Below are 24,577 nucleotides of genomic sequence, written 5' to 3' on the forward strand. Positions count from 1 at the left end.
GTCGTGCTACTGGCCTTTATCAGGTCACAATATGGTTTTGTTCGATAAGCTCCGTCAGCGTGGTTTGTACATTCTCCAGGGTTACCAGTTGCGTGGAGTGGTAAGTGCTGCCCGCCCCGTCACGGTCAATAGAGAGAGTGGTATTGCCGCCGCTGGTGCTGACGCTGAGATAGTTGCCCAGCGAGGCGGTTTGCCCGTTCCAGCCCACCAGCAAATCGCCGATGTCAATTTTGTCGCCCTGCGCCAGCGAGAAGTTTCTCCATGTGTCAGTCCCGTTGCCGCCCGTGGCATCGCTGGCGTTGAGCAGGTTGTAGATCAGCGTGTCGCCATATACCGATCCCACCAGCACGTCGCTTTGCGCGGTACTGCTCACCTGCGGGGCGATATCCACCGTCAGCGTGGCGGTATCGGTATGACCGTGGGTGTCATTGAGCGTGTAAGTGAATGTCTCCTTCGTGGTGATGGACGAGAGCGCCACACCGTTGTTGAGCGTGTAGGTGTACGAACCGTCGGTGCGAATTTGCAGAGAACCGTAGTGGCCCTGAATGGTTGTAGTGGCGCTGGAGTAAGGATCCAGCGTGGCGGTACTGCCGTTGTAACCGGTAATGGTCAGGCGCGTATCGACGGTATTCAACTGGTCCATCGCACCGCCGGAGTCGCTGCCGTCAAAGATATTGCCGCTGACGGTGTGCGTGCCGGAGGTTTCGAAGTTATCCAGATCGACCGTCGTCCCGGTGATTTTCGGCGTAATGGTCGCTGCGCCCGCCAGGGTGTTATTGCCGGTGAAATTCAGCGTGTAGGTGCCGCCATCCAGCTCCAGCCCGCTCAGATTGACGGTCACGGTGGCGCCGCCGAGCGTGATATTGGCGACCGGCACGGTACCGGAGCGAACGACCACGCCGTTTTCCAGTATTGACCAGCTAATGGTCAGATTGCCCAGCGTCACCAGCGTCGAGACATCAAAGACGATGGACGCGCCTTTCAGAATGGTGCCTGCCGCGACGTCAAAGGTTCCGCTGCCGCTACCGGTTCTGCCAAGGACTCCCCAACTGGCACTCCCGACGGTGGAATCCAGATAACTCGTGGTGTCCTGTACGGACGGGGCCAACAGGGTATCGCTGACATCGTTCACGGCATCCAGCGGACGGGCAGTCGGCTGGATATTGAGCGAGGCGGTATCGGTATCCCCGTTTGGCGCTTTCACCGTGTAGATGAAGCTGTCCGGTGTTTTGGTGCCGTCCGCACCTACGCCGCTTTTCAGGGTGTAGGTGTAGTTCCCTTTCGCATCAATGGTTAACGTGCCGTAGGTGCCGACAATAGTCGTCGGGCCGGTAGCGGCAACCGCCACACCGTTTACCTGGGTGACCAGCGTGCCGGCGGGGGCGATATCATCGCTCAACACATTGCCCTGGGTGCTGGTGGTCAGGCTGTCAACGCTGTAAACATGATCCTCCAGCACGTTCAGGGTATAGCCGGTCAACGCCGTGACGCCAAATGCCGGGTTCAGCAGGAACAGGTATTCGCCGCCCGGCAGATTCAGCGTCAGCTTGTCGGACTGACCGCCCAGCAGCGGTGCGTTCAGCCAGTTTTTCTCCACTTGCCACTGTTCAAATTTCTGGGTGACGTCGTTGAAGCGATAGATGTACAGATCGAAACTGGACGCCACCGCCACGCCGCCAATGGAGGATTGCAGCGTCATGGTGCGCGTAGAACCCTGCTCAACGTCGAAAATAATCGGGTTGCTCAGTTTGTCCAGTACGCCCAGATCCAGCACGTTGCCCAGACTGACGTTCACCACCGTAAAGCCGCCCTGCGAGGACGCCCCGTTGTTGATCGCCTCCACATGCGTGTCATAGGGCAGGGTGGAGACGTTATCGACGGCGGTTACGCTGCTGACCGGAGCGTCATTGCCCAGAGTAATCACCAGCTTCGCCGAGGCGCTGTTGCCGCCGCCGTTGATGGTGTAGGTGAAGCTCTCCGTGCGGCCAATCACTGAGGCCGGACTGTTCGGGTTCAGCGCATAGCTGTAGCTACCGTCCTGATTAATCGTCAGCGTGCCATAGACGCCCTGAATGACGTTACTGCCAGCGTTAAGCGTAAAGACTTGTCCGTTGGCGTTAGTGACTGTGGTGACAAGAGTATCCTGCGGCGCGCTGTCGTTATTCAGCACGTTGCCAGTCTGCGGCGTAGTGGTAGTGATGGTACCGGCACTGGTCTCTTCGACGCTGACGTTCAGTGCGGTATAAGAGCCGGTTGCCAGCAGCGCGGTGTTATAGGTCAGAACCCGATAAGTACCGCCCTCCAGTCCGGACACGTTCACCGTGACGCCGCTGCTGCCGAGCGTCAGTAAATTGGCAAACTGTGCCTGCGCGGTGTCGATGACCGTGGTCCACGAGTTAGTCGCGGCATCATATTTCTGGATCGCCACCTCCTGCGTATTCAGCAACGAGAGCACAACCCCGGTAGCGCTGGCGTCTATCACCAGACTGGCGCTGCCGCCGTCCTGAATGGTGAACTCCACGGCTGCCGTATCGTTACCTAACACGTTCGCCACGTTGCCCAGCGCGCCAACCAGCAGCAAACCATAGTCGCTCAGTTGCTCGGTTGTGACGGTGGCACTGGAGGTTAACTCCAGATTTTCAACGTTATCGCTGGCCGAGATGGGCAGCGTTGGCGCGGTGACCTGCGTCGGGGTCGAGGCGTTGCCGACGGCGTCCGTGGCGCTGACGCTGATGTTCTCGCCGCTGGTCTGTTTGCGATCGAAGGTATAGGTGTAATTGCCGCTGCTGTTGGCGGTCGTGGTCACCGTTAAGCCCGTGCTAAGCGTGATGCTCACCGTACTGCCCGCTTCAGCGGTGCCGCTGATGCTGGCGCCGTCGGCGCTCACGGTGCCCGTTAGCGCGGCCGTGACCGTATCCACCGTGACGGTATAACCGGATGACAGCGTACTGGTGCCGTTGGTGTTAGTGGCTGTGGCGGTGAGGATGTGCGTTCCGTCGGCGATGTTGGCCTGCGGGGTCAGCGACCAGTTACCTTGCGCATCCACGCTGGTGCTGCCAATAGAAACGCCGTCGCTGTACACCGTGATGGTGGAGAACGGCTGACCCGTCCCGTTTAACAACGGTCTGGCGTCATTGGTGCCCTGACCGTTGGCCACCAGGCCGGTGATAGAGCCCACATCGTCCGTCAACGAGGCGATCACCGGGGCACCAGGCAGACCACTGAACGGCGCAATGACGCTGCCGGAGGTCCCGGTATTACCCGCTTTGTCCTGGGCGACTACCTGCAACGTCTCTCCACCGACCTGCGCAGGGGTAATCAGAATGTTAAAGCTGCCAGTGGTGCCGTCCGCAACGCCGGTACCCAGCACCGTGCCATTGCTGCTGGTGATAGTGACCGTGCTGCCGGCCTCTGCCGTACCGGTGACGTGACTGCCGTTGGTGACCACCGCCAGATTGGTCGGCGTGCCGGGCGGCGTGGTATCCACCACGATGGTCGATGTCGCCGACGATGCGCTGACATTGCCCGCGGCGTCGGTGGCTTTGGCGGTAAAGGTATGCGCACCCTCCGTCAGTGCGGTGGTAGGCGTAAAGCTCCACGCGCCGTTGGCATCCGCCTGAATCGGGGTTGGCGTGAGTAACGTTGCGCCGTCATAGAGTGTGATGAATGCGCCCGGCTCGCTGGTGCCACGCAGCTCTGGCAGGGTGTCATTGGTGCTTTGTCCGCTGCCGACGGGACCGATGATATTGCTGACATCATCAAGAATGGTGGTAATCACCGGCGCGGTTGGCGCCAGCGTATCCACCGTGACGGCGAAACTGGCCGCCGGACCGACGTTGCCCGCGGCGTCAGTCGCGGTCACAGCAAGGGTATGCGCGCCGTTAGTCAGGGCGGTGGTTGGTGTGAAGGTCCAGTTGCCGTCCGTACCGACAACGAGGCTGCCAATGACCGTGCCGTTATCGGTAAAGGTTAGCGTGGTGCCAGGCTCTGCCGTGCCGTTAAGCGTTGGGCGAGTGTCATTGGTGCTCTGATTGGGCGACAGATTGCCGGTTTGCGGCGCGCTGTCATCGACCACAGAAGTGATTACCGGTGCCAGCGGTGCGGCGGTATCTATCGTGACGGTGAAACTGGCAGAAGGACCGACGTTACCGGCGGCATCCGTTGCGGTGAAGGTTAACGGATGATTCCCCTGGCCCAGATCGCTGGTGGGGGTAAAGGTCCAGCTCCCGTTCGCCTCAACCGTCACGCTGGCGAGGGGAACGCCGTTGTCCGCGATGCTGATTGTGGTCCCCGGTTCACCGGTGCCGGTGAAAACAGGACGCGCATCGTTGGTGGTTTGACCGCTGCTCAGACTGCCGGTGACTGGGCCAACGTCATCCTGCACATTACTGATTATTGGCGCGCCGGGCGAAACGGTATCGACCGTCAGCGTAAAATTCGCTGATGCCGGGCCGGTATTGCCCGCGCTGTCGGTGGCGGTGACCCTCAGCGAGTGGCCCCCCTGGGACAATCCGTCCGGTCGGTAGCTCCAGCTCCCGCCTTCGGTCACGGTGGCGGTGCCAAGCAGAACGTTGCCATCGTAGACGTTAATGGTGCTACCGGGTTCACCGGTTCCGGTCATGATCGGGCGGGTATCATTGGTGCTTTGCCCGCTGGTGAGCGCACCGGTTCCTGGCGTCACGTTATCGGTGACGCTGACGATGGTGGGAGCCGGAGGGGCAACCGTATCGACGACCACAGTAAAGGTAGCGCCAGGGCTGACGTTACCGGCCGCGTCTGTGGCGGTTACGTTGAACGTGTGTGAGCCATTGCCCAGCGCGGTGGTGGGCGTAAAGGTCCATGCGCCTGTACCGTTGGCCTGCACGGAGCCTAGCAGCGTGGTGCCGTCAAAAATGCTGACGGTGCTGTTCGCTTCGGCGGTTCCGGTCAGCGTTGGCCGCGTGTCGTTGGCGCTTTGTCCGTTGTTCAGCGAACCACTATTCGGGGCGACATCATCACTGACGGAACTGATGACAGGAGCCGATGGCGCCTGTGTGTCCACGGTCAGAGTGAACGCGGCGGACGGGCCTTCGTTGCCTGCCGCGTCTGTGGCCGTGACGGTCAGATTGTGTGGGCCGCTGCCTAATGGGGTATCCGGTGAGAGCGACCAGCTTCCATCGGTGCCCACCACCACGCTGCCCACGGCGAGTCCGCCGTCATACAGCGTAACAGTGGCGCCCGGCTCCGCCGTTCCCTGGAAGGTTGGCTGAGTATCATTGGTGCTTTGTCCGTTCGCCAGTACGCCGGTTGACGGGGTGGTGTCATCGGTGACGCTTTGAATCACCGGTACCCGTGGCGCGGTGGTATCGACGTTCACCGTGTACGCGGTGGAAGGCGCGCTGACGTTACCCATCGCATCGGTGGCGGTGACGGTAATCGCATGTGAGCCTGTGGCAAGCGTCGGAGAGGTAAAACTCCAGCTACCGTTGGTGACCTGCGTGGTGCCGATTTTCACGCCATTGTCATAGAGGGTAATCGTACTGCCTTCTTCACCGCTGCCGGTAAAGGCGGGTGTGGTGTCATTGGTGCTGCCACCGTTACTGATGACGCCTGTTTGCGGCTCGCTGTTATCCGTGGCGCTGGTAAGGGTTGGCGCTACTGGCGGCGTGGTATCCACCACCACGACAAATGCTTCCGACGCGACGCTGGTATTCCCTGCCGCATCGGTGGCAGTGATGGTCAGATTGTGGCTGCCTTCCCCCAGACCGGTGGAAGGCGTAAAACTCCACGTGCCGTTGACGACCTGTACCTGACCGATTGGCGTATTGCCATCGTAAATCGTGATGGTTTCGCCGTTGGTGCCGCTGCCGCTCAGGGTGGGACGGGTATCGTTGGTCGTCTGCCCGCTGGTCAGTGTTCCCGTACCCGGGGCGACATCATCTGTCACGCTGCCAATCGACGGTTGTGCCGGTGGAGTGAGATCGACGGTGATGTTGACCAAGGCTGACGCTTTGCTGCCATCCACAGTATCGATAACCTCGAAGGTGTGCAGGCCTTCGGCTAACGTGGCGGTGGATGTCCAGTTCCAGTTGCCGTTCTCGTCAACCGGGACGTTTGACGCGACAACGATGCCGTCGACCAGAATATCGACGGTTGAGTTCGGTGTGGAAACGCCGCGCAGTCCCGGTTGCGTATCGTCAGTGGTTTGTCCGCTCTTCAGATCGCCCTGAATGGTGCCGGTGTCATCGACTATCGCGCTGATGACCGGCAGCCCGGTGCCGGAGCCGGTAAAGTTAGTGGGATCGCTGGTGTTACCGGCTGCATCCTGCGCCGTAGCGGTCAGCGAATTGACGCCCGTTTGCGCTGGTGTGACCTGAATCTGGAACGTGCCGTCCGTTGCCACGCCCGTACCAATCACATTGCCATCGGTATCGCGGATCGTCACCGTGCTGCCGGTTTCCGCCGTGCCGCTGACCGTCGCGCCATCGGCTGTGATCGTTACCTCCTCCGGGGACGCCGGTTTAGTCAGATCGACGTTCAGCGAGACGGAGGCAGAAGGCGTGCTGACGTTACCCGCCGGATCGATGGCCGTTGCCGTCAACGTGTAATTGCCTTCGGTGAGCGGCGAATCCGGGGTGATCGTCCAGTTTCCTGCGGAATCGACTTCAGCCGTGCCAATCACCGTGCTGCCATTCGACAGGGTGATGGTGCTGCCGGGTTCGCCGGTACCGCTAATGGGTAACCCGGGCTGATTGGTGACTGCCGGACTGCCCAGCGAGGTGATAAACGGCGCGTCGGGTGCCTGGGTATCAATGATGATGCCAGTCGCCTCCGACGGCTGACTGGTGTTACCTGCGGCATCTTTTGCCGTCACGCTAAAGTTGTAATGGCCTTCGACCAGGGCGCTATCCGGGGTAAAGCTCCAGACGCCATCAATGACCTCGGCAGTGCCAATCTCCACGCCGTTATTCAGAATGGTGACAATGCTACCCGTCTCGCCCGTCCCACTCAGCGTTGGGGTGGTATCGTTGGTTTGCGCTCCGGCGTTCAACGCCCCGTCATCATCGCTCACAGCCAGCGTTGGCGTGCCAGGCGCCTGGGTATCCACGCGAACAATGCGATCCGGCGAGGTGCTGCTGTTACCGGCGGGATCGGTCGCGGTGACCTTGATGATATGGTCGCCCTGCGCCAGCAGTGGCGACGGGACGCTCCAGTTCCCGGAATTGTCAATCACCAGCGATGGCAGCGCGACGCCATCCAGCGTGATAGTGATCGTGTCGCCTGGCGCACCACTTCCGCTCAGCAGCGGTCGCGTATCATCGGTGTACTGACCGTTATCGAGAGTGCCGGTCTGATTGCCGACTCGGTCAGTGACGGTCAGGTTGGGCACGGCGGGTGGGGTGGTATCTACCACAATGCCGATCGGCGCGGAGGGTTCACTGATATTGCCCGCCGGATCGGTGCTGGTGAGGGTAAAAACATGGTTGCCTTCATCAAGGGCATCCGACGTGTAGCTCCAGACGCCGTTAGTCACCGTGACGGTGGTAACCAGATCGCCATTGTCGTAAATGCTGATGATATCGCCATCTGTTCCCGTACCGCTCAGAACCGGCTGGGTTTCCCGGGTCGCCTGACCGTCGGTGAGTGGGCCATTTGCGCCATCCGTCAGTGTCAGCGCCGGAGTGTCGGGGGCGGTGGTATCCACCGTAATGGTTATCGGGGAGGATTTCTCGCTGGTGTTGCCCAGAGGATCGCTGGCGGTGACGCGCAGCGTATGGTCGCCTTCGCCCAGCGCGGGAGTCGGGGTAAAGCTCCAGCTCCCGTTTTCCGCAACTTTTGTCGTGCCAATGATCGCCGTTCCGTCATACACCGTAATGGTGTCTCCGGCGGTGCCGCTTCCACTTAACACCGGTTGCGTGGTGTCGGTCACGTCGTTGTCCGTCAGTTCACCTACGTTGCTGCCAGTGTTGTCAGTCAGGGTCACGATCGGAACGACTGGCGGCGTGGTATCGACGGTAATCGTGATGGGTGCAGAAGGTGTGCTGGTCTGGTTTTCCGCATCGGTCGCGGTGACGGTGAAGGTATGGTCGCCGTCGCCCAGCACCGGTGTGGTGAGCGTCCAGTTGCCGTTGCTGTCCACGGTGGTGGTTCCCGCAAGCGGGGTCCCTCCGTCCAGAATGGTGATGGTTGCGCCGGGTTCACCGGTACCGTTTAAGGTCAACGTGTTGTCGTCCGTGCGCTGGCTGTTACTCAGATTGCCTTTCTGCGCGCCGGCATCATCGATAATCGCACTGATGATGGGGGCGTCTGGCGCTGTGATATCCGGGGCCGTAACGTCAGTTGGCTGGCTGGTATTGCTCGCGGCGTCGGTGGCGGTGATGCTCAGCGTTTCACCGTTGGCCTGCGGCGGGTTAAGGGTGATCACCAGCGTTCCGCTCTCCGGTACCGGACCGGTTTCCGCCAGCGTATTGCCGTCACTGTCTTTAATTGTAATCGTACTGCCGGGTTCGGCGGTGGCGGTCAGGGTGGTGCCGTCTGTTGAAATAACCGCCGTAGGTGGCTGCGGCGCGGTGGTATCCGGCGCGGTAACGTTGGCTGGCGTGCTGTTCTGATTTGCCGGATCGGTCACTGTGGCAGTAAGCGTTTCACCATTGGTTTGCGGCGTGTCCAGCGTGACGGTGAAATTCCCCTCGCCGTCGGTTTGACCCTGGCCAATCGGGTTACCGTCCGGATCGCGAATCGTCACCGTGCTACCGGGTTCCGCTGTCCCCGTTACGGTGGTGCCATCATCCGAGACGTCCAGGTTTCCGGCGGGCTGCGGCGGGGTCGTGTCGGGGGCGAGAGCGATCGCCGGAGGACTGGTCAGATTCGCCGGATCCTTGACGATGGCGGTTAAAATTTCTCCGTTGGTTTGTGGTGGGTTCAGTGTGACGGTGAATGAGCCGTCGGGTTGAACCTGTTCAGATCCCAGCGGGGTGTTGTCGCTGCCGTAAATAGTCACCGTCGTGCCAGGCTCGGCGGTACCGGTTACGGTTGTCCCATCATCGGAAACATCCAGATCACCGGCCGCCTGCGGAGGCGTTATATCAGGAGCGGTTGCGTTGGCTGGCGAGCTGTCATTTCCCGCTTTATCCGTGGCGATGGCGGTCAGAACTTCCCCGTTTAGCCGTGGCGGATTGAGCGGGAAGCTGAATTTCCCTTCGCTGTCTGTGGTCACGGTGCCGAGCGTGGTGCCGCTGGCGTCAGCAATGGTGACTTTACTTCCCGCCTCGGCGTTGCCGGTCAGCACGGTTCCGTTTTGCGAGACGCGCAGATCGTCGGGAGCCTCCGGTGGGGTAGTATCCACGGTGACCGCAAATTCTATCGTATTGCCGCTGACGCCGTCCTCTGTGGTCTGTGTGGCCGTGTAGTTGTGCAACCCTTCAGGCACATCTGTCAGATCGAACGTCCATGTGCCATCGTTGGCACTCGCCGTGCCGATCGCGATACCATTTTCATAAATGGTCACGACTGCGCCAGGCAACGCGGTACCTGTAAGGGTGGGGGTGGTGTCCTTGGTAAACTGACCGCTGCCTAACGTCACCGCGGTGGGTTGCGTGTCATCAATGATGCCGGTAATGGTGGGGGCATCAGGAAAACCTGAGTCGGAACCGAGAAAGGCGGCTTCGTCACCTTCGTTACCCGCAGCGTCAGAAATATCGGCATACAGCTGTTCGGAATCGGTTTGCGCTGAAGTGAGGCGAACGGTAAACCGGCCAGTGTCATCGACCTGAACCGAGGCCAGGACATTGTGCTGGTTGTCGAAAATCGTGACGACACAACCCGCTTCTGCGATCCCTGAAACCCAGAGCCCATCTTCAGAAATCGCTAACCCGGAGACCTCATCAGGGGCAATCGTGTCGACGGTAAAGGTGAAATCACCGGAGATGGCGCTGGTATTACCGTTTTCGTCCGTCGCGGTCGCGGTCAGTACGTGTTCGCCTTCGGAAAGCGGGAGGTCGGGTTTATAGCTCCAGTTTCCTTGTTCATCGACGATAACGATCCCCATGACCTGCCCATTGTCATAGAGGGTGATGACGGAGCCAGCTTCACCTGTACCGGCAATCATCGGCTGGCTGTCGTTGGTGCTCTGGTTTTCCTGAATCGCCCCCGTAATGGCGGAGACGGCATCTGTTGCGCTGGTAATCACAGGGGCCGTCGGTGGTGTGGAATTTTCCCCGCCCGGAAGGTTCGTGTTGTTATCGCCGCCGCTGTTATTTCCACCCGCATCCCCCGGCGTGCCGCCGTTCCCGGAACCATCATCAGGATTACCATTGTCGTTATCATGATGGTGACTGCCGCCACCTCCCGAGGATGCGATGGCCACGATTCCACCGGCAGCAACCGCGCCACCCAGAAGCCATGGCCAGAGTGCTCCGCCTTCGTGAGATTCGCCGGCAGTAACCAGTAAATCGTCAATGGTTGAAATTTGTTCAAAATGCAGACCGTTTTCCGGGTTTTCCACCCACCACAGAGCACCGTGACTGTCTTCCAGCACCAGTTGGCTGGCCCCCTGGTTGTTCGCCACATAGAAATTTTTAACGGTCAGTTTTTCACCGGACGTAAAGGTGATCACCAGATCCTGATTCACACGAGCCAGTTGGCTGATGTCGCTACGCTCTGCGGATAATTTCACAATGGAAGGGGCATTAAGTGTGACTTCAGAGGCTTCAACATTGGTGGAAACGCCCGTCAACCTGGATATAACGGCGAGATGACGCATATGATCACTCCTGATGGCTAGCTCTGTGCATAAATTCGTTAAAACTACCGGGCAGGGAAAAGTACAGACGAGCGATCCCGTTCATCATGTGGATGAATTCTTGCCGGTGATGACAATGTTATGGCCGTGCAGATGATGGTTTCTGTTGCGTTGAATAACCCTTTGTTTTTTTGATCCACTGGTACTTTCGTATTAGATGATATAGTCAGAAAGAACTCATTCTGCAAATTAACGTATATTTGCGATTTGTTTAGTGGCGGTAAAATATATACAGTTTTGCACCGATTGGCGACGTGAAACGGTACGGTGCGGAAAGCGAGTGTGATTTATCTCATTGTATTGAAATTAATTTTATGATTTCTGCTAGCCGGATAGGTATTGATTTCTTACATAAATTGTATTGGTATTTTTGACTATTAAAATGTCAAAAAAAATTATTTGAAGTATTAGATTATTGGACTATGTACGTAATATGAATAGGGTTGAAGATATATTCTTATCAGTTTTACGTTTCGGGGAAATAGAAATAATAAAGGAGAGAATATATTTTTGGAGATTCAACAGGTAAATAATGATGACCTACCTCAAATGCGAGGCAGGTCACATAATAACATCGTTAGCGTCCGGCATTTTTCATAATGCGCGCTTTATCCAGTTGCCATTCACGTTCTTTCAGGTCGGAACGTTTGTCGTGCTGTTTCTTACCCTTCGCTACGCCAATTTTGACCTTGCACCAGGCATTCTTCCAGTACAGAGAAAGGGCGACAACAGTGTAGCCTTCACGATTCACGCGACCATACAGGGAATCAAGTTCACGCTGATTCAACAGCAGTTTACGGGTGCGAGTGGGATCGCACACCACGTGCGTGGAGGCCACCGCCATCGGCGTAAAGTTAGCGCCGAACAGGTACGCTTCGCCGTCTTTCAGGATCACATAGCTGTCGCTGATGTTGGCTTTACCGGCGCGCAGGGATTTCACTTCCCACCCTTGCAGAGCGAGTCCCGCTTCGAACTCTTCTTCGATAAAGTATTCGTGTCGCGCGCGCTTGTTGAGCGCGATGGTGGCTGAGCCAGGTTTGTGTGCTTTTTTCTTCGTCATAGTGCCGCTCAGTATAGGTAATCTGGAATCGAAAAACACCCCATTTCATCCTTTGGGGCGCAAGGAGATATCTTAACATGAACGTGGTTGTACCCTGTTGTGGGATAGCGTTTTTTTTACCTTGTGATAAATGGTATTATTTGTTCGATTTTTGTTGATGGAAAGAGCTATGCCGCAGATTAGTCGAACCGCGTTAGTCCCTTACAGTGCGGAACAGATGTATCAGTTAGTGAATGATGTTCAGTCCTATCCCCAGTTTTTACCGGGTTGTACCGGCAGCCGTGTTCTCGAGTCTACGCCAGGACAGATGACGGCCGCAGTGGATGTCTCTAAGGCGGGGATCAGCAAGACGTTCACCACGCGAAATCAGTTAACCAGTAACCAGAGTATCTTGATGCATCTGGTCGACGGTCCGTTCAAAAAATTGATTGGTGGCTGGAAATTTACGCCGCTGAGTACGGATGCCTGCCGCATTGAGTTTCATCTCGATTTCGAGTTTACCAATAAGCTGATCGAGCTGGCGTTTGGCCGTATATTCAAAGAGCTGGCATCCAATATGGTGCAGGCTTTTACGGTTCGAGCCAAAGAGGTCTACCGTGTCGCCTAAGATTGTCGTTGAGGTGGCCTATGCGCTGCCTGAGAAACAGTACCTGCAACCGGTGACGTTGCAGCCGGGGGCAACGGTCGAAGAGGCTATCCGCGCGTCGGGGCTGCTGGAATTGCGAACCGATATCGACCTGACGAAAAACAAAGTCGGTATTTACAGCCGTCCGGTCAAGCTGGCGGATGTATTACAGGATGGCGATCGGGTAGAAATTTACCGACCACTGATTGCCGATCCGAAAGAGTTGCGCAGACAGCGGGCAGAGAAATCGGCAAAAAAATAGCAGATAACAAAAAAGGTGCTCTCAGAGCACCTTTTTTGTTATCTGAAGACAAGCTTACGGGTTGTTGGTCAACGAAGGCTTGTTATCGATATTGGTCAATACACCGCTGCTGTTGAAGGTTAACGTCAGCGTTTGCTGCGTAACACCTTCATGGCCCGGCTGTTGACGGAACACATAGAACCAGGTGTTGGTGCCAAACGGATCAGACATCATCGGCGTACCCAGCGCATAGGCAACCTGTTGTTGCGTCATGCCCACACGAATTTTGGCTACATCGTTCGCGGTCAGATAGTTCCCCTGGTTGATATCAGGGCGGTAAACCACTCGCTCCAGAGTGGAACAGCCTGCGGTCAACATCAATAATACTGCTGCGGCAGCAGTCAGCGTTTTACAGCGCATAGTGATTTGATTCCTTTTCGGGCCCGAGCAGTACGTGGCTCATATGTAATATGCCGATGATAATAGACCTTTCACCACTTTAAAACCTTTTGCTTACGGGTCCGACGGCGTTTTTGTTGTCTACTCTGACCGTTAAGGTGCAAAAAAGTTTACGCTGCCAGCAGTTCTTTCGCATTTGCTAGGGTGTTGCGCGTTACTTCGCTGCCGCCCAGCAGGCGCGCCAGCTCCTGCAACCGTGCGCGTTTATCCAGTGGTTGCATGTGCGTTTCGGTCATTTCGCCGTCGGTCTCTTTACTGACAAAAAAGTGCTGATGACCGCATCCCGCCACTTGTGGAAGGTGCGTGACGCACATCACTTGTGTTGACTCACCGAGCTGACGCAGCAATTTCCCGACCACTGCGGCTGTTGGACCACTGATGCCGACATCGACTTCATCGAAAATCAGCGCTGGGGTTTCCATCTTACGTGCGGTAATCACCTGAATGGCGAGAGCAATACGCGACAGTTCCCCACCGGAGGCCACTTTGGCAATCGGCTGCATCGGCTGGCCTGGGTTAGTTGTCACTTTAAACTCGACGCGGTCTGCGCCGTCCTGGCTCAGATGGTGCTCATCAAACGCCACGTCGATAGTGAAACGGCCGTGTGGCATAGAGAGTGAGTGCATACTCTCGGTAATGAGGGTACTCAGTTCCTGGGCATAGTGCTGACGTTGCTCATGCAGCGCTTTCGCTGCTTCCAGCGCCTGCTGGCGGTGTTTGTTCACGGCCAGAGTCAACGTTTCCAGCGAGTCGGCCTGATCGTCTAGCTGCTGTTGTTCCTCCAGTAACGACTGGTAATACTGTGGCAGCGCTTCCGGACTGACGTGGTGTTTACGGCCCAGCGAAATTTGCTTCGAGATACGCTGTTCCAGTTCGAACAGGCGATTAGGGTCTAAATCCAGGCGATCGCAATAGTGGCGTAGTTCGTCACTGGCTTCCGTGAGTTGAATCGTTGCCTCTTCCAGCATATCAAGAATGCCTGAGAGCTTACCGTCCATACCGACCAGTTCACTAACCAGTTGCTTTGCGGTATAGAGCTGACTTTGTAGGTTAACGTCTTCACCGTCTGCCATCAGCGACAGCGCATTCTGGCTGGTGGAGAGAAGCTGGCCGCTGTTGGCCAGGCGCTTGTACTCTTCATCAATCTGTTCAAACTCACCCGGCTGCGGGTTAAATTCATTCAGCTCTTTAAGCTGATATTGCAGCAGTTCCGCACGAGCGGCACGTTCCTGACTCAGCTGCTGGTGATGTGCTAAATCACGGCAGCTCTGGTGCCAGAGTTGGTAACGCGCAGCCATATCCTGCACCCGCACGGATTCATTCGCGTAGCCATCAAGCAAGGATTTTTGGTGTTCAGCTTTGGTCAGCAACTGATGCGCGTGCTGGCCGTGAATTTGAATGAGCAGTTGTCCCAGTTCGCGAAGCTGAGAGAGGGGAACCGCAGTCCCGTTGATAAAACCACGGGAGCGCCCGTCGCTGCTGATCACGCGGCGAAGTAAACACTCACGTCCTTCTTCAAGCTGGTTTTCTTCCAGCCAGCGCAGGGCGGCAGGGGTATCCTTCAGCGAAAAACGGGCGCACAGGTCAGCACGGCTGGCGCCGGCCCGGACCATGTCGGCTTCAGCACGGCCACCAAGGCACAAGCCGAGCGCATCAATTGCAATAGATTTACCCGCCCCGGTTTCACCGGTGATGACGGTCATTCCGCTCTGAAAATCGATCTCAAGTTCACGAACGATAGCAAAATTGCTGATGGTCAGTTGTGCCAACATAATCGTTTTCCTGTATGAAAAACCATAACTGTAATTACATACAGTATAAACTGGTTTTTTATACAGTAAAGAGGTTGGTGTTAAATTAGAATAATTTTTTTGACCAGCCTAATTTGGTACTTAATGTATTGAAATAACTATAATCTTTAGGGTGGATGAGATTCAGGTGATAGTCACAGCGGCGGATCAGTACATCTTCACCTTCCTGGATCGGCAACGCGATCTGACTGTCACAACTGATTTCGAGATCGTTACGGCGGTGCGAGAAGCGCAACCGAATAGTGCTGCTGCTGTTGATGACCAGCGGGCGCGCAGAAAGGGTGTGCGGGAACATCGGCACCAGCGTGATGGCATCAAGCGACGGGGTCAGAATCGGCCCGCCGGCGGAGAGGGAATAGGCGGTGGAACCGGTAGGCGTTGAGATGATCAGGCCATCGGAACGCTGAGAGAAGGCAAAGCTTTCGTCAATATAGACTTCAAACTCAATCATATGCGCGACTTTGCCGGGATGCAGCACCACTTCGTTAATGGCGGTACTGATACGCTTCTGGCAGTCCTTCTGACACACCTGTGCTTCCAGCAGAAAGCGTTTTTCCGCGACGTAATGACCTTCCAGCACGTCGGCGAGCTGTTGCTGCGCGTTATCGGGGTCAAGGTCAGTCAGAAAGCCGAGGTTCCCACGGTTGATACCGATCACTTTGATATCGTATCGCGCCAGCGTTCGCGCCGCACCCAGCATATTGCCATCACCGCCGACAACCACCGCGAGGTCTGCCTGCTGGCCAATCTCCGCCAGGGTGCCAATTTTCACATTCTTCAACTGCAACTCGTGAGCGATTTGTTGCTCAACAATGACCTCATACCCTTTCGTGCATAACCAGCGGTAGAGCATTTCATGTGTCGTGAGTGCCGTGGGGTGACGAGGGTGTCCCACAATGCCGATACACTTGAAATGATTATTCATTTTTTCGAGGTCCTTGTGACGAAGATTGATGACAATGTGAGTGCTTCCCTTGAAACCCTGAATCTGATCCCCATAATAAGCGAAGTTAGCGAGATGAATGCGAAAAAAACGCGGAGAAATTCATGAGTAGTAAAGAACAGAAAACGCCTGAGGGGCAAGCCCCGGAAGAAATTATCATGGATCAGCACGAAGAAGTTGAGGCGGTTGAATCAGACGCTTCTGCTGAGCAGGTGGATCCGCGCGATGAAAAAATTGCGAATCTGGAAGCGCAGCTTACTGAAGCTCAGACCCGTGAACGTGATGCGGTGTTGCGCATAAAAGCGGAAATGGAAAACCTGCGTCGCCGTACCGAACTGGACGTTGAGAAGGCACACAAGTTCGCGCTGGAGAAATTCGTCAATGAACTGCTGCCGGTGATTGATAGCCTGGATCGCGCGCTGGAAGTGGCGGACAAAGCCAATCCGGATATGAAGCCTATGGTGGAAGGGATCGAACTGACCCTGAAATCGATGCTGGATGTGGTGCGCAAGTTTGGCGTTGAAGTGATTGCTGAGACGAACGTTGCGCTGGATCCGAACGTGCATCAGGCGATTGCGATGGTCGAGTCTGAAGACATCGCGCCGGGCAACGTGCTGGGTATTATGCAGAAAGGCTATACGCTAAACGGTCGTACGATCCGCGCGGCGATGGTGACCGTTGCGAAAGCGAAAGGTTAATCTTTCGGCTATTTATATTGCCGGATGGCGCTGATGTTTATCCGGCCTACGGCCCACTGGAAAACCGGTGGGCCGTTTTCATTACTCCGCGACACTCTCCCGCAGCGGTTTAACGGGCAACACTTTGACCTGTTTAATCATATTCTCCTGGACGTCGAGAATATCGATATCATATTGACCGATGCGCACGCGAGTGCCCGCAATCGGGATCTCTTCCAGTGCTTCCAGAATCACGCCATTTACCGTACGCGCGTCGTCTTCCGGCAGATGCCAGTTAAACGCTTTGTTAATTTCCCGCACGTTGGCGCTGCCATCGATAATCACCGAACCGTCATTTTGCGGCGTCACTTCCTCAGCCAGCGTAGGTGACATCGAGGTGGTAAAGTCGCCGACAATCTCTTCAAGAATATCTTCCACCGTGACCAGCCCCTGAATATCGCCATATTCATTGACCACCAGGCCGACTTTCTTTTTATTACGCTGAAATTTGATGAGCTGTGTGCTGAGTGGCGTGCCCTCCGGGACGAAGTAAATCTCATCGGCGGCGCGCAGCATGGTCTCTTTGGTGAACTCTTTCTTTTCCGACATTAACCGCCAGGCTTCGCGAACGCGCAGCATGCTGATAGCGTCATCCAGCGAGTCACGGTACAACACAATACGCCCGTGCGGCGAGTGCGATAGCTGACGCACGATGGACTTCCAGTCGTCATTGATATCAATTCCCATAATTTCACTGCGCGGCACCATGATGTCATCCACGCTGACCTTTTCCAGATCGAGCACTGACAGCAGCATGTCCTGGTTGCGCCGGGAAATTTGCGAGCGGGATTCATTCACGAGGGTTCGTAACTCATCTTTACTCAACGAACCGCTGATGACGATATCGGTTTTAATGCCCATCATGCGCATCAGTAATCGGGTGATAGTGTTGAGCAACCAGACCAACGGCATCATCAGAATCTGTAACGGCGCCAACAGGAAGCTGCTGGGATAGGCCACCTTTTCCGGGTACAGCGCTGCAATGGTTTTTGGCAGAACTTCAGCAAACACCAGCACGACGAAGGTCAGCACGCCGGTGGCGATGGCAACGCCCGCATCGCCATACAAACGCATACCGACAATGGTGCCGATGGCCGAAGCAAGAATATTGACCAGGTTATTACCAATTAGTACCAGGCTTATCAGGCGATCGGGCTTACGCAGCAGCTTTTCAACACGCTTTGCCGGACGGTTCCCTTGTTTGGCAAGGTGGCGTAAGCGATAGCGATTCAGGGTCATCATTCCGGTTTCGGAACCGGAAAAATAAGCGGAGATAACCACCATGACGATCAATGTAACGATCAGCGTGGTGGTGGAGATGTGTTCCAGGGGGCGCCTCCTTTAAGGCTTAGCTGACAAACTGCTGCAATATCCGGCTACCGAAATAAGCCAGCGTCAGGATCCCGGCGCCTGCGACGTTAAACCACACAACACGACGACCACGCCAGCCTTCATGATAATGTCCCCACAACAGAACAATATAGACAAACCATGCGATGATCGAGAGCACCGCTTTGTCGATATTTTCCATGCTGAACAGATTGTGCATGTAAAACAGGCCGGTACACAGGGTGAGCGTCAGCAGGACCACGCCAATCTGCGTGATGTGGAACATCTTGCGTTCGATGCTCATCAGCGGCGGCATTTCATTATTGAATGCCAGCTTTTTGTTTTTAAGCTGATAGTCGATCCACGCCAGTTGCAGCGCGTACAGTGCGGCGATAATGAGTGTCGCATAAGAGAACAGCGACAACCCGATGTGGACCATCATTCCCGGCGTGGCTTCAAGGTGGGTGATGAACTCGTTCGGCATAAAGGTCGCGAAGGCCAGATTGATCAGCGCGAAGGCATACACCACTGGCAACAGTAGCCAGCCACGGTTGCGCGAGGCGACAATCGTCATCACCGTACAGATCATCAGGCTGACCAGCGAACCGACGTTCAGCAGGCTCAGGTTTTGTCCGCTATCACCACCCGGCAGAATGCGGGCTTCAAGCGCAATGGCGTGACACACCAGCGCGACAACCGCAGAAAGAATGGCCATACGCCGCCAGCCGCTGTTTTTTTGCAGCAGAGCGGGGACGATCAGCGCGAGGCTGACGGAATAGGCGACAAGGGAGAGCAAAGCAAAAACGGGCATAGTGGTGTCGACAGTTGGCCAGTGAGAAAGAGAAGCAGTATAGCGTTACGTGACCGCGGCTCCAACCGTTGCATAACAACAAAGACGGCTTCATGTTATACTGCGACAAAATTCTGTTCATGTGTCGCTTGAGCGACCAACCGTTTCCACCCCAGGCGAGAGACAATGTTTGATAATTTAACCGATCGTTTGTCGCGCACGCTGCGCAATATCAGTGGCCGCGGACGCCTTACTGAAGACAACGTTAAAGAGACGCTGCGCGAAGTGCGCATGGCGCTGCTGGAGGCTGACGTTGCGCTGCCGGTAGTGCGAGAGTTTATCAATCGCGTAAAAGAGAAAGCGGTTGGGCATGAAGTTAACAAGAGCCTGACGCCAGGGCAGGAGTTCGTCAAGATTGTCCGTAACGAACTCGTGGCGGCGATGGGCGAAGAGAACCAGAGCCTGAATCTGGCTGCGCAGCCGCCAGCCGTGGTGCTGATGGCGGGCTTGCAGGGTGCGGGTAAAACCACCAGCGTCGGTAAGCTGGGTAAGTTCCTGCGCGAAAAGCACAAGAAGAAAGTGCTGGTCGTCTCCGCTGACGTATATCGCCCTGCGGCGATCAAACAACTGGAAACGCTGGCCGAGCAGGTTGGCGTTGATTTCTTCCCGTCGGATGTCGGCCAGAAGCCGGTCGATATCGTTAACGCGGCGCTGAAAGAAGCCAAACTCAAATTCTACGACGTGCTGCTGGTGGATACCGCCGGTCGTCTGCACGTTGATGAAGCGATGATGGACGAAATCAAGCAGGTCCATGCTTCTATCAATCCGGTAGAAACCCTGTTTGTGGTCGATGCGATGACCGGTCAGGATGCGGCGAATACCGCGAAGGCGTTCAATGAAGCGCTGCCGCTGACCGGCGTGGTGCTGACTAAAGTTGATGGTGACGCCCGTGGCGGTGCTGCGCTCTCTATTCGTCACATCACCGGCAAGCCGATCAAATTCCTCGGCGTTGGCGAGAAAACCGAGGCGCTGGAGCCGTTCCATCCGGATCGTATCGCGTCACGTATTCTCGGCATGGGCGACGTGCTGTCGCTGATCGAAGATATCGAAAGCAAAGTTGACCGCGCGCAGGCTGAGAAGCTGGCGACGAAACTGAAAAAGGGCGACGGTTTTGATCTGACCGACTTTCTGGAACAGCTGCGCCAGATGAAAAACATGGGCGGCATGGCGAGCCTGATGGGCAAGCTGCCGGGCATGGGGCAGATCCCGGACAACGTGAAGTCACAGATGGATGACAAAGTGCTGGTGCGCATGGAGGCGATCATCAACTCGATGACGCTGAAAGAGCGCGCGAAGCCGGAAATCATCAAAGGGTCCCGTAAACGCCGTATCGCACAAGGCTGCGGTATGCAGGTGCAGGACGTTAACCGCCTTCTGAAACAGTTCGACGACATGCAGCGCATGATGAAGAAGATGAAGAAGGGCGGAATGGCCAAAATGATGCGAAGTATGAAAGGGATGATGCCGCCAGGATTCCCTGGTCGCTAAAAACAAGGGTATAAGGCTATCTTGTTTGCCATTTTAGTTCCGGGGTGTGCTCGAAATGCTCACGTACTACGTGTACGCTCCGCTTTTTGCGCGCACGCCGGAACGAAACTGGCTTCACCGATATACATCTTCTATCCCTTGTTTACTGTCCAGCATCAAGATGCTGATTGCAATTTCCCCAGAAATCAGTAAAATTTTCGGGCTTTTAATATGACACCGGGCTCCGTTCCTCGATGGGGCCCGGTTGTTTTATTCACACAAGAGGATGTTATGGTAACTATTCGTTTAGCTCGTCACGGCGCTAAAAAGCGTCCGTTCTACCAGGTTGTTGTTACTGACAGCCGTAACGCACGTAACGGTCGCTTCATTGAGCGCGTTGGCTTCTTTAACCCAATCGCTAGCGAAAAAGAAGAAGGCACTCGCCTGGATCTGGATCGCATCGCTCACTGGGTTGGCCAGGGCGCGACCATTTCTGATCGCGTTGCTACGCTGATCAAAGAAGTAAGCAAAGCAGCTTAATCTGTCACGGTGGTCATGATGAGCAAGCAACTCACTGCGCAAGCACCCGTGGACCCGATTGTCTTAGGGAAAATGGGATCGTCTTACGGTATTCGTGGTTGGCTCAGAGTGTTTTCTTCCACTGAAGACGCCGAAAGCATTTTTGACTATCAGCCTTGGTTTATCCAGAAGGCGGGTCAGTGGCAGCAAGTACAGCTGGAAAGCTGGAAGCACCACAATCAGGATCTGATCATCAAGCTGAAAGGCGTTGAAGATCGGGATGCTGCGAATCTGTTGACCAATTGCGAAATTGTCGTGGATTCTACGCAACTGCCAAAACTGGAAGAAGGTGACTACTACTGGAAAGACCTGATGGGCTGCCAGGTAGTGACCACTGAAGGCTACGATCTCGGTAAAGTCGTCGACATGATGGAAACCGGATCGAATGACGTCATCGTCATTAAGGCAAACCTGAAAGATGCGTTTGGTATCAAGGAACGCCTCGTGCCGTTCCTCGATGGGCAGGTTATCAAGAAAGTCGATCTCACTACGCGGACTATCGAAGTAGATTGGGATCCTGGTTTTTAAACCACCGGATAAGCGGTAAATGACGGCGTGATGGGGATTGGCTTGTGTTTATAGGTATCGTTAGCCTGTTTCCAGAAATGTTTCGTGCAATTACCGATTACGGGGTAACTGGCCGGGCTGTTAAAAATGGCCTGCTGAACATCCAGAGCTGGAGTCCTCGTGACTTCACGCATGACCGGCACCGTACCGTGGACGATCGTCCTTACGGCGGCGGACCGGGGATGTTAATGATGGTACAACCCTTACGGGATGCCATTCATGCAGCAAAAAGCGCGGCGGGTGAAGGCGCTAAGGTGATTTATCTGTCACCTCAGGGACGCAAGCTTGATCAAGCAGGCGTCAGCGAACTGGCTACGAATCAAAAGCTGATTCTGGTCTGTGGTCGCTACGAAGGCATAGATGAGCGCGTGATCCAAACCGAAATTGACGAAGAATGGTCAATCGGCGATTACGTTCTCAGCGGTGGCGAGTTACCGGCAATGGTACTGATTGACTCCGTTTCCCGGTTTATTCCGGGGGTTCTGGGTCATGAGGCATCGGCAACGGAAGATTCCTTTGCGGATGGATTGCTGGACTGCCCGCACTATACCCGACCTGAAGTGTTAGAAGAGATGGACGTCCCGGCAGTGTTACTGTCAGGAAACCATGCTGAGATACGTCGCTGGCGTTTGAAACAGTCGCTGGGTCGCACCTGGCTTAGAAGACCTGAACTTCTGGAAAACCTGGCTCTGACTGAAGAGCAAGCAAGGTTGCTGGCGGAGTTCAAAACGGAACACGCGCAACAGCAACATAAACATGATGGGATGGCGTAAGCCCCCGATTATCAGTTTACCCAGGATAAGAGATTAAATTATGAGCAACATTATTAAGCAACTTGAACAAGAGCAGATGAAGCAGGACGTACCTTCCTTCCGTCCGGGTGATACCGTGGAAGTGAAAGTATGGGTTGTTGAAGGTTCCAAAAAACGTCTGCAGGCATTCGAGGGCGTGGTTATCGCTATTCGTAACCGCGGTCTGCACTCTGCATTCACTGTTCGTAAAATTTCCAACGGCGAAGGCGTTGAGCGTGTCTTCCAGACTCACTCTCCGGTTGTTGACAGCATTGCTGTTAAACGTCGTGGTGCCGTTCGTAAAGCTAAACTGTACTACCTGCGTGAGCGTACTGGTAAGGCTGCTCGTATCAAAGAGCGTCTTAACTAAGATATCGCTCAGGCGACATCCTGTTAGAAGGGCTGGCCAGTTGGCTGGCCCTTTTTTATCTCCGTAACACTCACAACGTTAACCTTCAGTTCATAAATCATTTACAATGCCCCTCGTTCTCTGCGGGAGGGACAGTGAATAACGGTAAATTTCGTCAGTCAGGTTTTCAGCGGCACGCGGCATGTCTCGCGTTGTTTGCGATCCTGCTGATTGTCATTGCCCCGCTAATCTCCGTTGCACTGCAAAAAGATCCAATGAGCGCGATGCCGGGTATGCATCATGAGATGAGTTCGATGGCGAAGCACACCGGGCATCACGGTGATTCACCTTCCGTTCCGATACCTGTCGATCACGGCGAAGCCTGTGGCTATTGTGTATTACTGGCTCATGTTCCAGGCCTTATCCTGGCGATGATGATTCTGCTCTGCGGCGTTCTGCTCAGAGTGCAATGTCAACCCACTCGTCCGACCGTAAAACACTGGTATTTCTTCCCCTGGCTGTATCCTGATACGCGCGCGCCGCCGCGCAGGTCCTCACTTTCCTGTTACTGAAAATAAGATTGACGCATAAGCGTCACGACACTCTTTTGCTTTTTCTGAGGAAAAGTATGACAACCTGCACACCGCGCGCGGCATGGATAACCCTGCTGCGACGCCTTCATTTCTACATCGGCCTGTTTGTCGGGCCATTTATCTTTGTTGCCGCACTGACCGGCACGTTGTATGTGGCGACGCCGCAACTTGAAGAGGCCATTTACGCTCAGGCACTTAACGGGACGACGCAGGGAGAGCCGCAATTACTGGCGGCACAGGTTGCGATTGCGCAGCAGGTGACCGGCGGGCACCTGCGCCTGCACGCCGTCCGCCCTGGACTGGAACCGGGTGATACAACGCGCGTCATGTTTGCCGACCCTGCGCTGGCGGCTTCTGAACATCGGGCCATTTTTATCGATCCGGTAACCCTGGCCGTGAAAGGCGATATGCCGGTGTACGGCACCAGCGGTATCCTGCCGCTGCGGCAGTGGATTGATTATGCCCACCGTTCGCTATTGTTGGGGGAGGTCGGGCGTCTCTACAGTGAACTGGCGGCATCCTGGATGTGGGTGGCGGCGCTGGGCGGTATTACACTCTGGTCAGTAACGCGACCCCGGCGCCGGTTGAACAATCCGGTTCAAAACCACCGTCGCTTGCACGTTACGCTGGGATGGCTGTTGTTAGTCGGAATGCTGCTGTTTTCAGCAACCGGACTGACCTGGTCGCAGTGGGCAGGCGGCAATGTGGATAAAATGCGCGCCGCGTTTGGCTGGCTGACGCCACAGCTTAACGCTCAACTTCATGGTGCTCGCCCGCTTCATGATGAGCACGCAGGCCACCATGGCGGCAGGGAGATGCCTGCGGCTCAGGTGAATATCCGTCAGTTCGATACCGTATTACAAACTGCGCAGACGGCTGGCCTCAATGCGCTTCGGATGGAAATTCGTCCGCCGAAGGATGCGCAGCACGGGTGGACGGTAACGGAAATCGATCGCCGATGGCCTACGCAGGTTGATGCCGTTGCCGTTGACCCGACGACGCTTCAGGTGACTGACCATACCCGATTTGCCGACTTCCCGCTGATGGCGAAGTTGACGCGCTGGGGCGTCGATTTTCATATGGGCATTCTGCTGGGATTGCCGAACCAATTACTGCTGATCGGTTTTGGCGTTGGCCTTTGCCTGATGATCGTGATTGGTTATCGGCTGTGGTGGATTCGCCGTCCTGCGGGCCCATCAGCCAGTCCGGCGCAGACGCTGGTTCAAAGCTGGCTCATGTTGAGCGTTTGGGGGCGTACAGGTGTTGGGTTACTGGCGATGACGCTCGGACTGGCAATGCCGGTGCTGGGGGGGAGTCTGCTGCTGTTTATGCTGGTCGACTGGCTGCGCTGGGTTCACGCGTCACGCGCGGTAATCGTGCAGCCAGCCGACTGAGG

17 protein-coding genes are annotated in these 24,577 nt (G+C 55.7%); 10 read left to right on the plus strand and 7 right to left on the minus strand.

From position 1 onward, the window contains the following. Positions 1-19 precede the first annotated feature (19 nt). A complete protein-coding gene (locus tag OGW13_RS15840) occupies positions 20-10,741 on the minus strand; it encodes a BapA/Bap/LapF family large adhesin (RefSeq protein ID WP_287116271.1) in 10,722 nt (3,573 codons plus the stop codon). A gap of 616 nt (positions 10,742-11,357) precedes the next feature. Next, on the minus strand, positions 11,358-11,840 hold the full coding sequence (gene smpB, locus OGW13_RS15845) for an SsrA-binding protein SmpB (protein WP_090048647.1): 483 nt from the start codon (positions 11,838-11,840) through the stop codon (positions 11,358-11,360). Positions 11,841-11,970: 130 nt separating this feature from the next. On the opposite strand from smpB, the gene OGW13_RS15850 reads away from it, so the two are divergent. Together OGW13_RS15850 and OGW13_RS15855 are read left to right on the plus strand one after the other, a co-directional pair. Further along, positions 11,971-12,447 carry a type II toxin-antitoxin system RatA family toxin gene (locus OGW13_RS15850; RefSeq protein ID WP_042999680.1) on the plus strand — a complete coding sequence of 159 codons (477 nt, stop codon included), beginning with the start codon at positions 11,971-11,973 and terminating at the stop codon, positions 12,445-12,447. Beyond that, positions 12,437-12,727 (plus strand): RnfH family protein, encoded by a 291-nt coding sequence (locus OGW13_RS15855; RefSeq protein WP_042999681.1) that lies wholly within the window; start codon positions 12,437-12,439, stop codon positions 12,725-12,727. Before OGW13_RS15850 ends, OGW13_RS15855 begins: the two co-directional genes overlap by 11 nt. A 54-nt stretch (positions 12,728-12,781) precedes the next feature. Here the strand turns inward: OGW13_RS15855 and bamE are convergent, their stop codons facing one another. The 3 genes from bamE to nadK all read right to left on the minus strand — a co-directional run bounded on the left by bamE (position 12,782) and on the right by nadK (position 15,901). Next, positions 12,782-13,126, minus strand: a complete 345-nt coding sequence (bamE, locus tag OGW13_RS15860) for an outer membrane protein assembly factor BamE (protein ID WP_044255202.1) — start codon at positions 13,124-13,126, stop codon at positions 12,782-12,784. A gap of 149 nt (positions 13,127-13,275) precedes the next feature. Beyond that, the gene (gene recN / locus OGW13_RS15865) at positions 13,276-14,937 is read right to left on the minus strand and encodes a DNA repair protein RecN (protein WP_287116272.1); all 1,662 of its coding nucleotides are present in this window, start codon (positions 14,935-14,937) and stop codon (positions 13,276-13,278) included. Positions 14,938-15,022: 85 nt separating this feature from the next. Further along, the gene (gene nadK / locus OGW13_RS15870; protein WP_042325929.1) at positions 15,023-15,901 is read right to left on the minus strand and encodes an NAD(+) kinase; all 879 of its coding nucleotides are present in this window, start codon (positions 15,899-15,901) and stop codon (positions 15,023-15,025) included. Between the two features lie 122 nt (positions 15,902-16,023). On the opposite strand from nadK, the gene grpE reads away from it, so the two are divergent. Then, positions 16,024-16,617, plus strand: coding sequence for a nucleotide exchange factor GrpE (gene grpE, locus OGW13_RS15875; protein ID WP_042999685.1), 594 nt, complete (start codon positions 16,024-16,026; stop codon positions 16,615-16,617). Positions 16,618-16,698: 81 nt separating this feature from the next. Here the strand turns inward: grpE and OGW13_RS15880 are convergent, their stop codons facing one another. Further along, positions 16,699-17,985 carry an HlyC/CorC family transporter gene (locus OGW13_RS15880; protein ID WP_042999686.1) on the minus strand — a complete coding sequence of 429 codons (1,287 nt, stop codon included), beginning with the start codon at positions 17,983-17,985 and terminating at the stop codon, positions 16,699-16,701. 19 nt (positions 17,986-18,004) lie between these two features. Further along, positions 18,005-18,796 (minus strand): cytochrome C assembly family protein, encoded by a 792-nt coding sequence (locus OGW13_RS15885; RefSeq protein WP_287116274.1) that lies wholly within the window; start codon positions 18,794-18,796, stop codon positions 18,005-18,007. Positions 18,797-18,961: 165 nt separating this feature from the next. Here OGW13_RS15885 and ffh point away from each other — a divergent pair, with 165 nt between their 5' ends. The 7 genes from ffh to OGW13_RS15920 all read left to right on the plus strand — a co-directional run bounded on the left by ffh (position 18,962) and on the right by OGW13_RS15920 (position 24,575). Next, positions 18,962-20,323, plus strand: a complete 1,362-nt coding sequence (gene ffh, locus OGW13_RS15890; RefSeq protein WP_042325920.1) for a signal recognition particle protein — start codon at positions 18,962-18,964, stop codon at positions 20,321-20,323. A 270-nt stretch (positions 20,324-20,593) separates the two neighbouring features. Next, complete coding sequence (rpsP, locus tag OGW13_RS15895; RefSeq protein WP_042325918.1) at positions 20,594-20,842, plus strand: 30S ribosomal protein S16; 249 nt, start codon at positions 20,594-20,596, stop codon at positions 20,840-20,842. 18 nt (positions 20,843-20,860) lie between these two features. Then, entirely contained in the window at positions 20,861-21,409 is a 549-nt protein-coding gene (rimM, locus tag OGW13_RS15900; RefSeq protein ID WP_042325915.1) for a ribosome maturation factor RimM, read from the plus strand. A gap of 44 nt (positions 21,410-21,453) precedes the next feature. Beyond that, positions 21,454-22,221, plus strand: coding sequence for a tRNA (guanosine(37)-N1)-methyltransferase TrmD (gene trmD, locus OGW13_RS15905; RefSeq protein WP_042999689.1), 768 nt, complete (start codon positions 21,454-21,456; stop codon positions 22,219-22,221). Positions 22,222-22,261: 40 nt separating this feature from the next. Continuing rightward, on the plus strand, positions 22,262-22,609 hold the full coding sequence (gene rplS / locus OGW13_RS15910; protein WP_012134695.1) for a 50S ribosomal protein L19: 348 nt from the start codon (positions 22,262-22,264) through the stop codon (positions 22,607-22,609). A gap of 134 nt (positions 22,610-22,743) precedes the next feature. After that, the gene (locus tag OGW13_RS15915) at positions 22,744-23,160 is read left to right on the plus strand and encodes a DUF2946 domain-containing protein (RefSeq protein ID WP_287116275.1); all 417 of its coding nucleotides are present in this window, start codon (positions 22,744-22,746) and stop codon (positions 23,158-23,160) included. Positions 23,161-23,216: 56 nt separating this feature from the next. Next, on the plus strand, positions 23,217-24,575 hold the full coding sequence (locus tag OGW13_RS15920; RefSeq protein WP_287116276.1) for a PepSY-associated TM helix domain-containing protein: 1,359 nt from the start codon (positions 23,217-23,219) through the stop codon (positions 24,573-24,575). Positions 24,576-24,577: the final 2 nt, after the last annotated feature.

It is taken from the genome of Citrobacter sp. Ca225 (assembly GCF_030337175.1).
Taxonomy (GTDB): Bacteria; Pseudomonadota; Gammaproteobacteria; order Enterobacterales; family Enterobacteriaceae; genus Citrobacter_A; species Citrobacter_A amalonaticus.

Coding starts and splice junctions, on each gene's coding strand:
- OGW13_RS15840 (WP_287116271.1), bottom strand. CDS start 10,741: ATGCGTCATCTCGCCGTTATATCCAGGTTGACGGGCGTTTCCACCAAT.
- smpB (WP_090048647.1), bottom strand. CDS start 11,840: ATGACGAAGAAAAAAGCACACAAACCTGGCTCAGCCACCATCGCGCTC.
- OGW13_RS15850 (WP_042999680.1), top strand. CDS start 11,971: ATGGTATTATTTGTTCGATTTTTGTTGATGGAAAGAGCTATGCCGCAG.
- bamE (WP_044255202.1), bottom strand. CDS start 13,126: ATGCGCTGTAAAACGCTGACTGCTGCCGCAGCAGTATTATTGATGTTG.
- recN (WP_287116272.1), bottom strand. CDS start 14,937: ATGTTGGCACAACTGACCATCAGCAATTTTGCTATCGTTCGTGAACTT.
- nadK (WP_042325929.1), bottom strand. CDS start 15,901: ATGAATAATCATTTCAAGTGTATCGGCATTGTGGGACACCCTCGTCAC.
- grpE (WP_042999685.1), top strand. CDS start 16,024: ATGAGTAGTAAAGAACAGAAAACGCCTGAGGGGCAAGCCCCGGAAGAA.
- OGW13_RS15885 (WP_287116274.1), bottom strand. CDS start 18,796: ATGCCCGTTTTTGCTTTGCTCTCCCTTGTCGCCTATTCCGTCAGCCTC.
- ffh (WP_042325920.1), top strand. CDS start 18,962: ATGTTTGATAATTTAACCGATCGTTTGTCGCGCACGCTGCGCAATATC.
- rpsP (WP_042325918.1), top strand. CDS start 20,594: ATGGTAACTATTCGTTTAGCTCGTCACGGCGCTAAAAAGCGTCCGTTC.
- rimM (WP_042325915.1), top strand. CDS start 20,861: ATGAGCAAGCAACTCACTGCGCAAGCACCCGTGGACCCGATTGTCTTA.
- rplS (WP_012134695.1), top strand. CDS start 22,262: ATGAGCAACATTATTAAGCAACTTGAACAAGAGCAGATGAAGCAGGAC.
- OGW13_RS15920 (WP_287116276.1), top strand. CDS start 23,217: ATGACAACCTGCACACCGCGCGCGGCATGGATAACCCTGCTGCGACGC.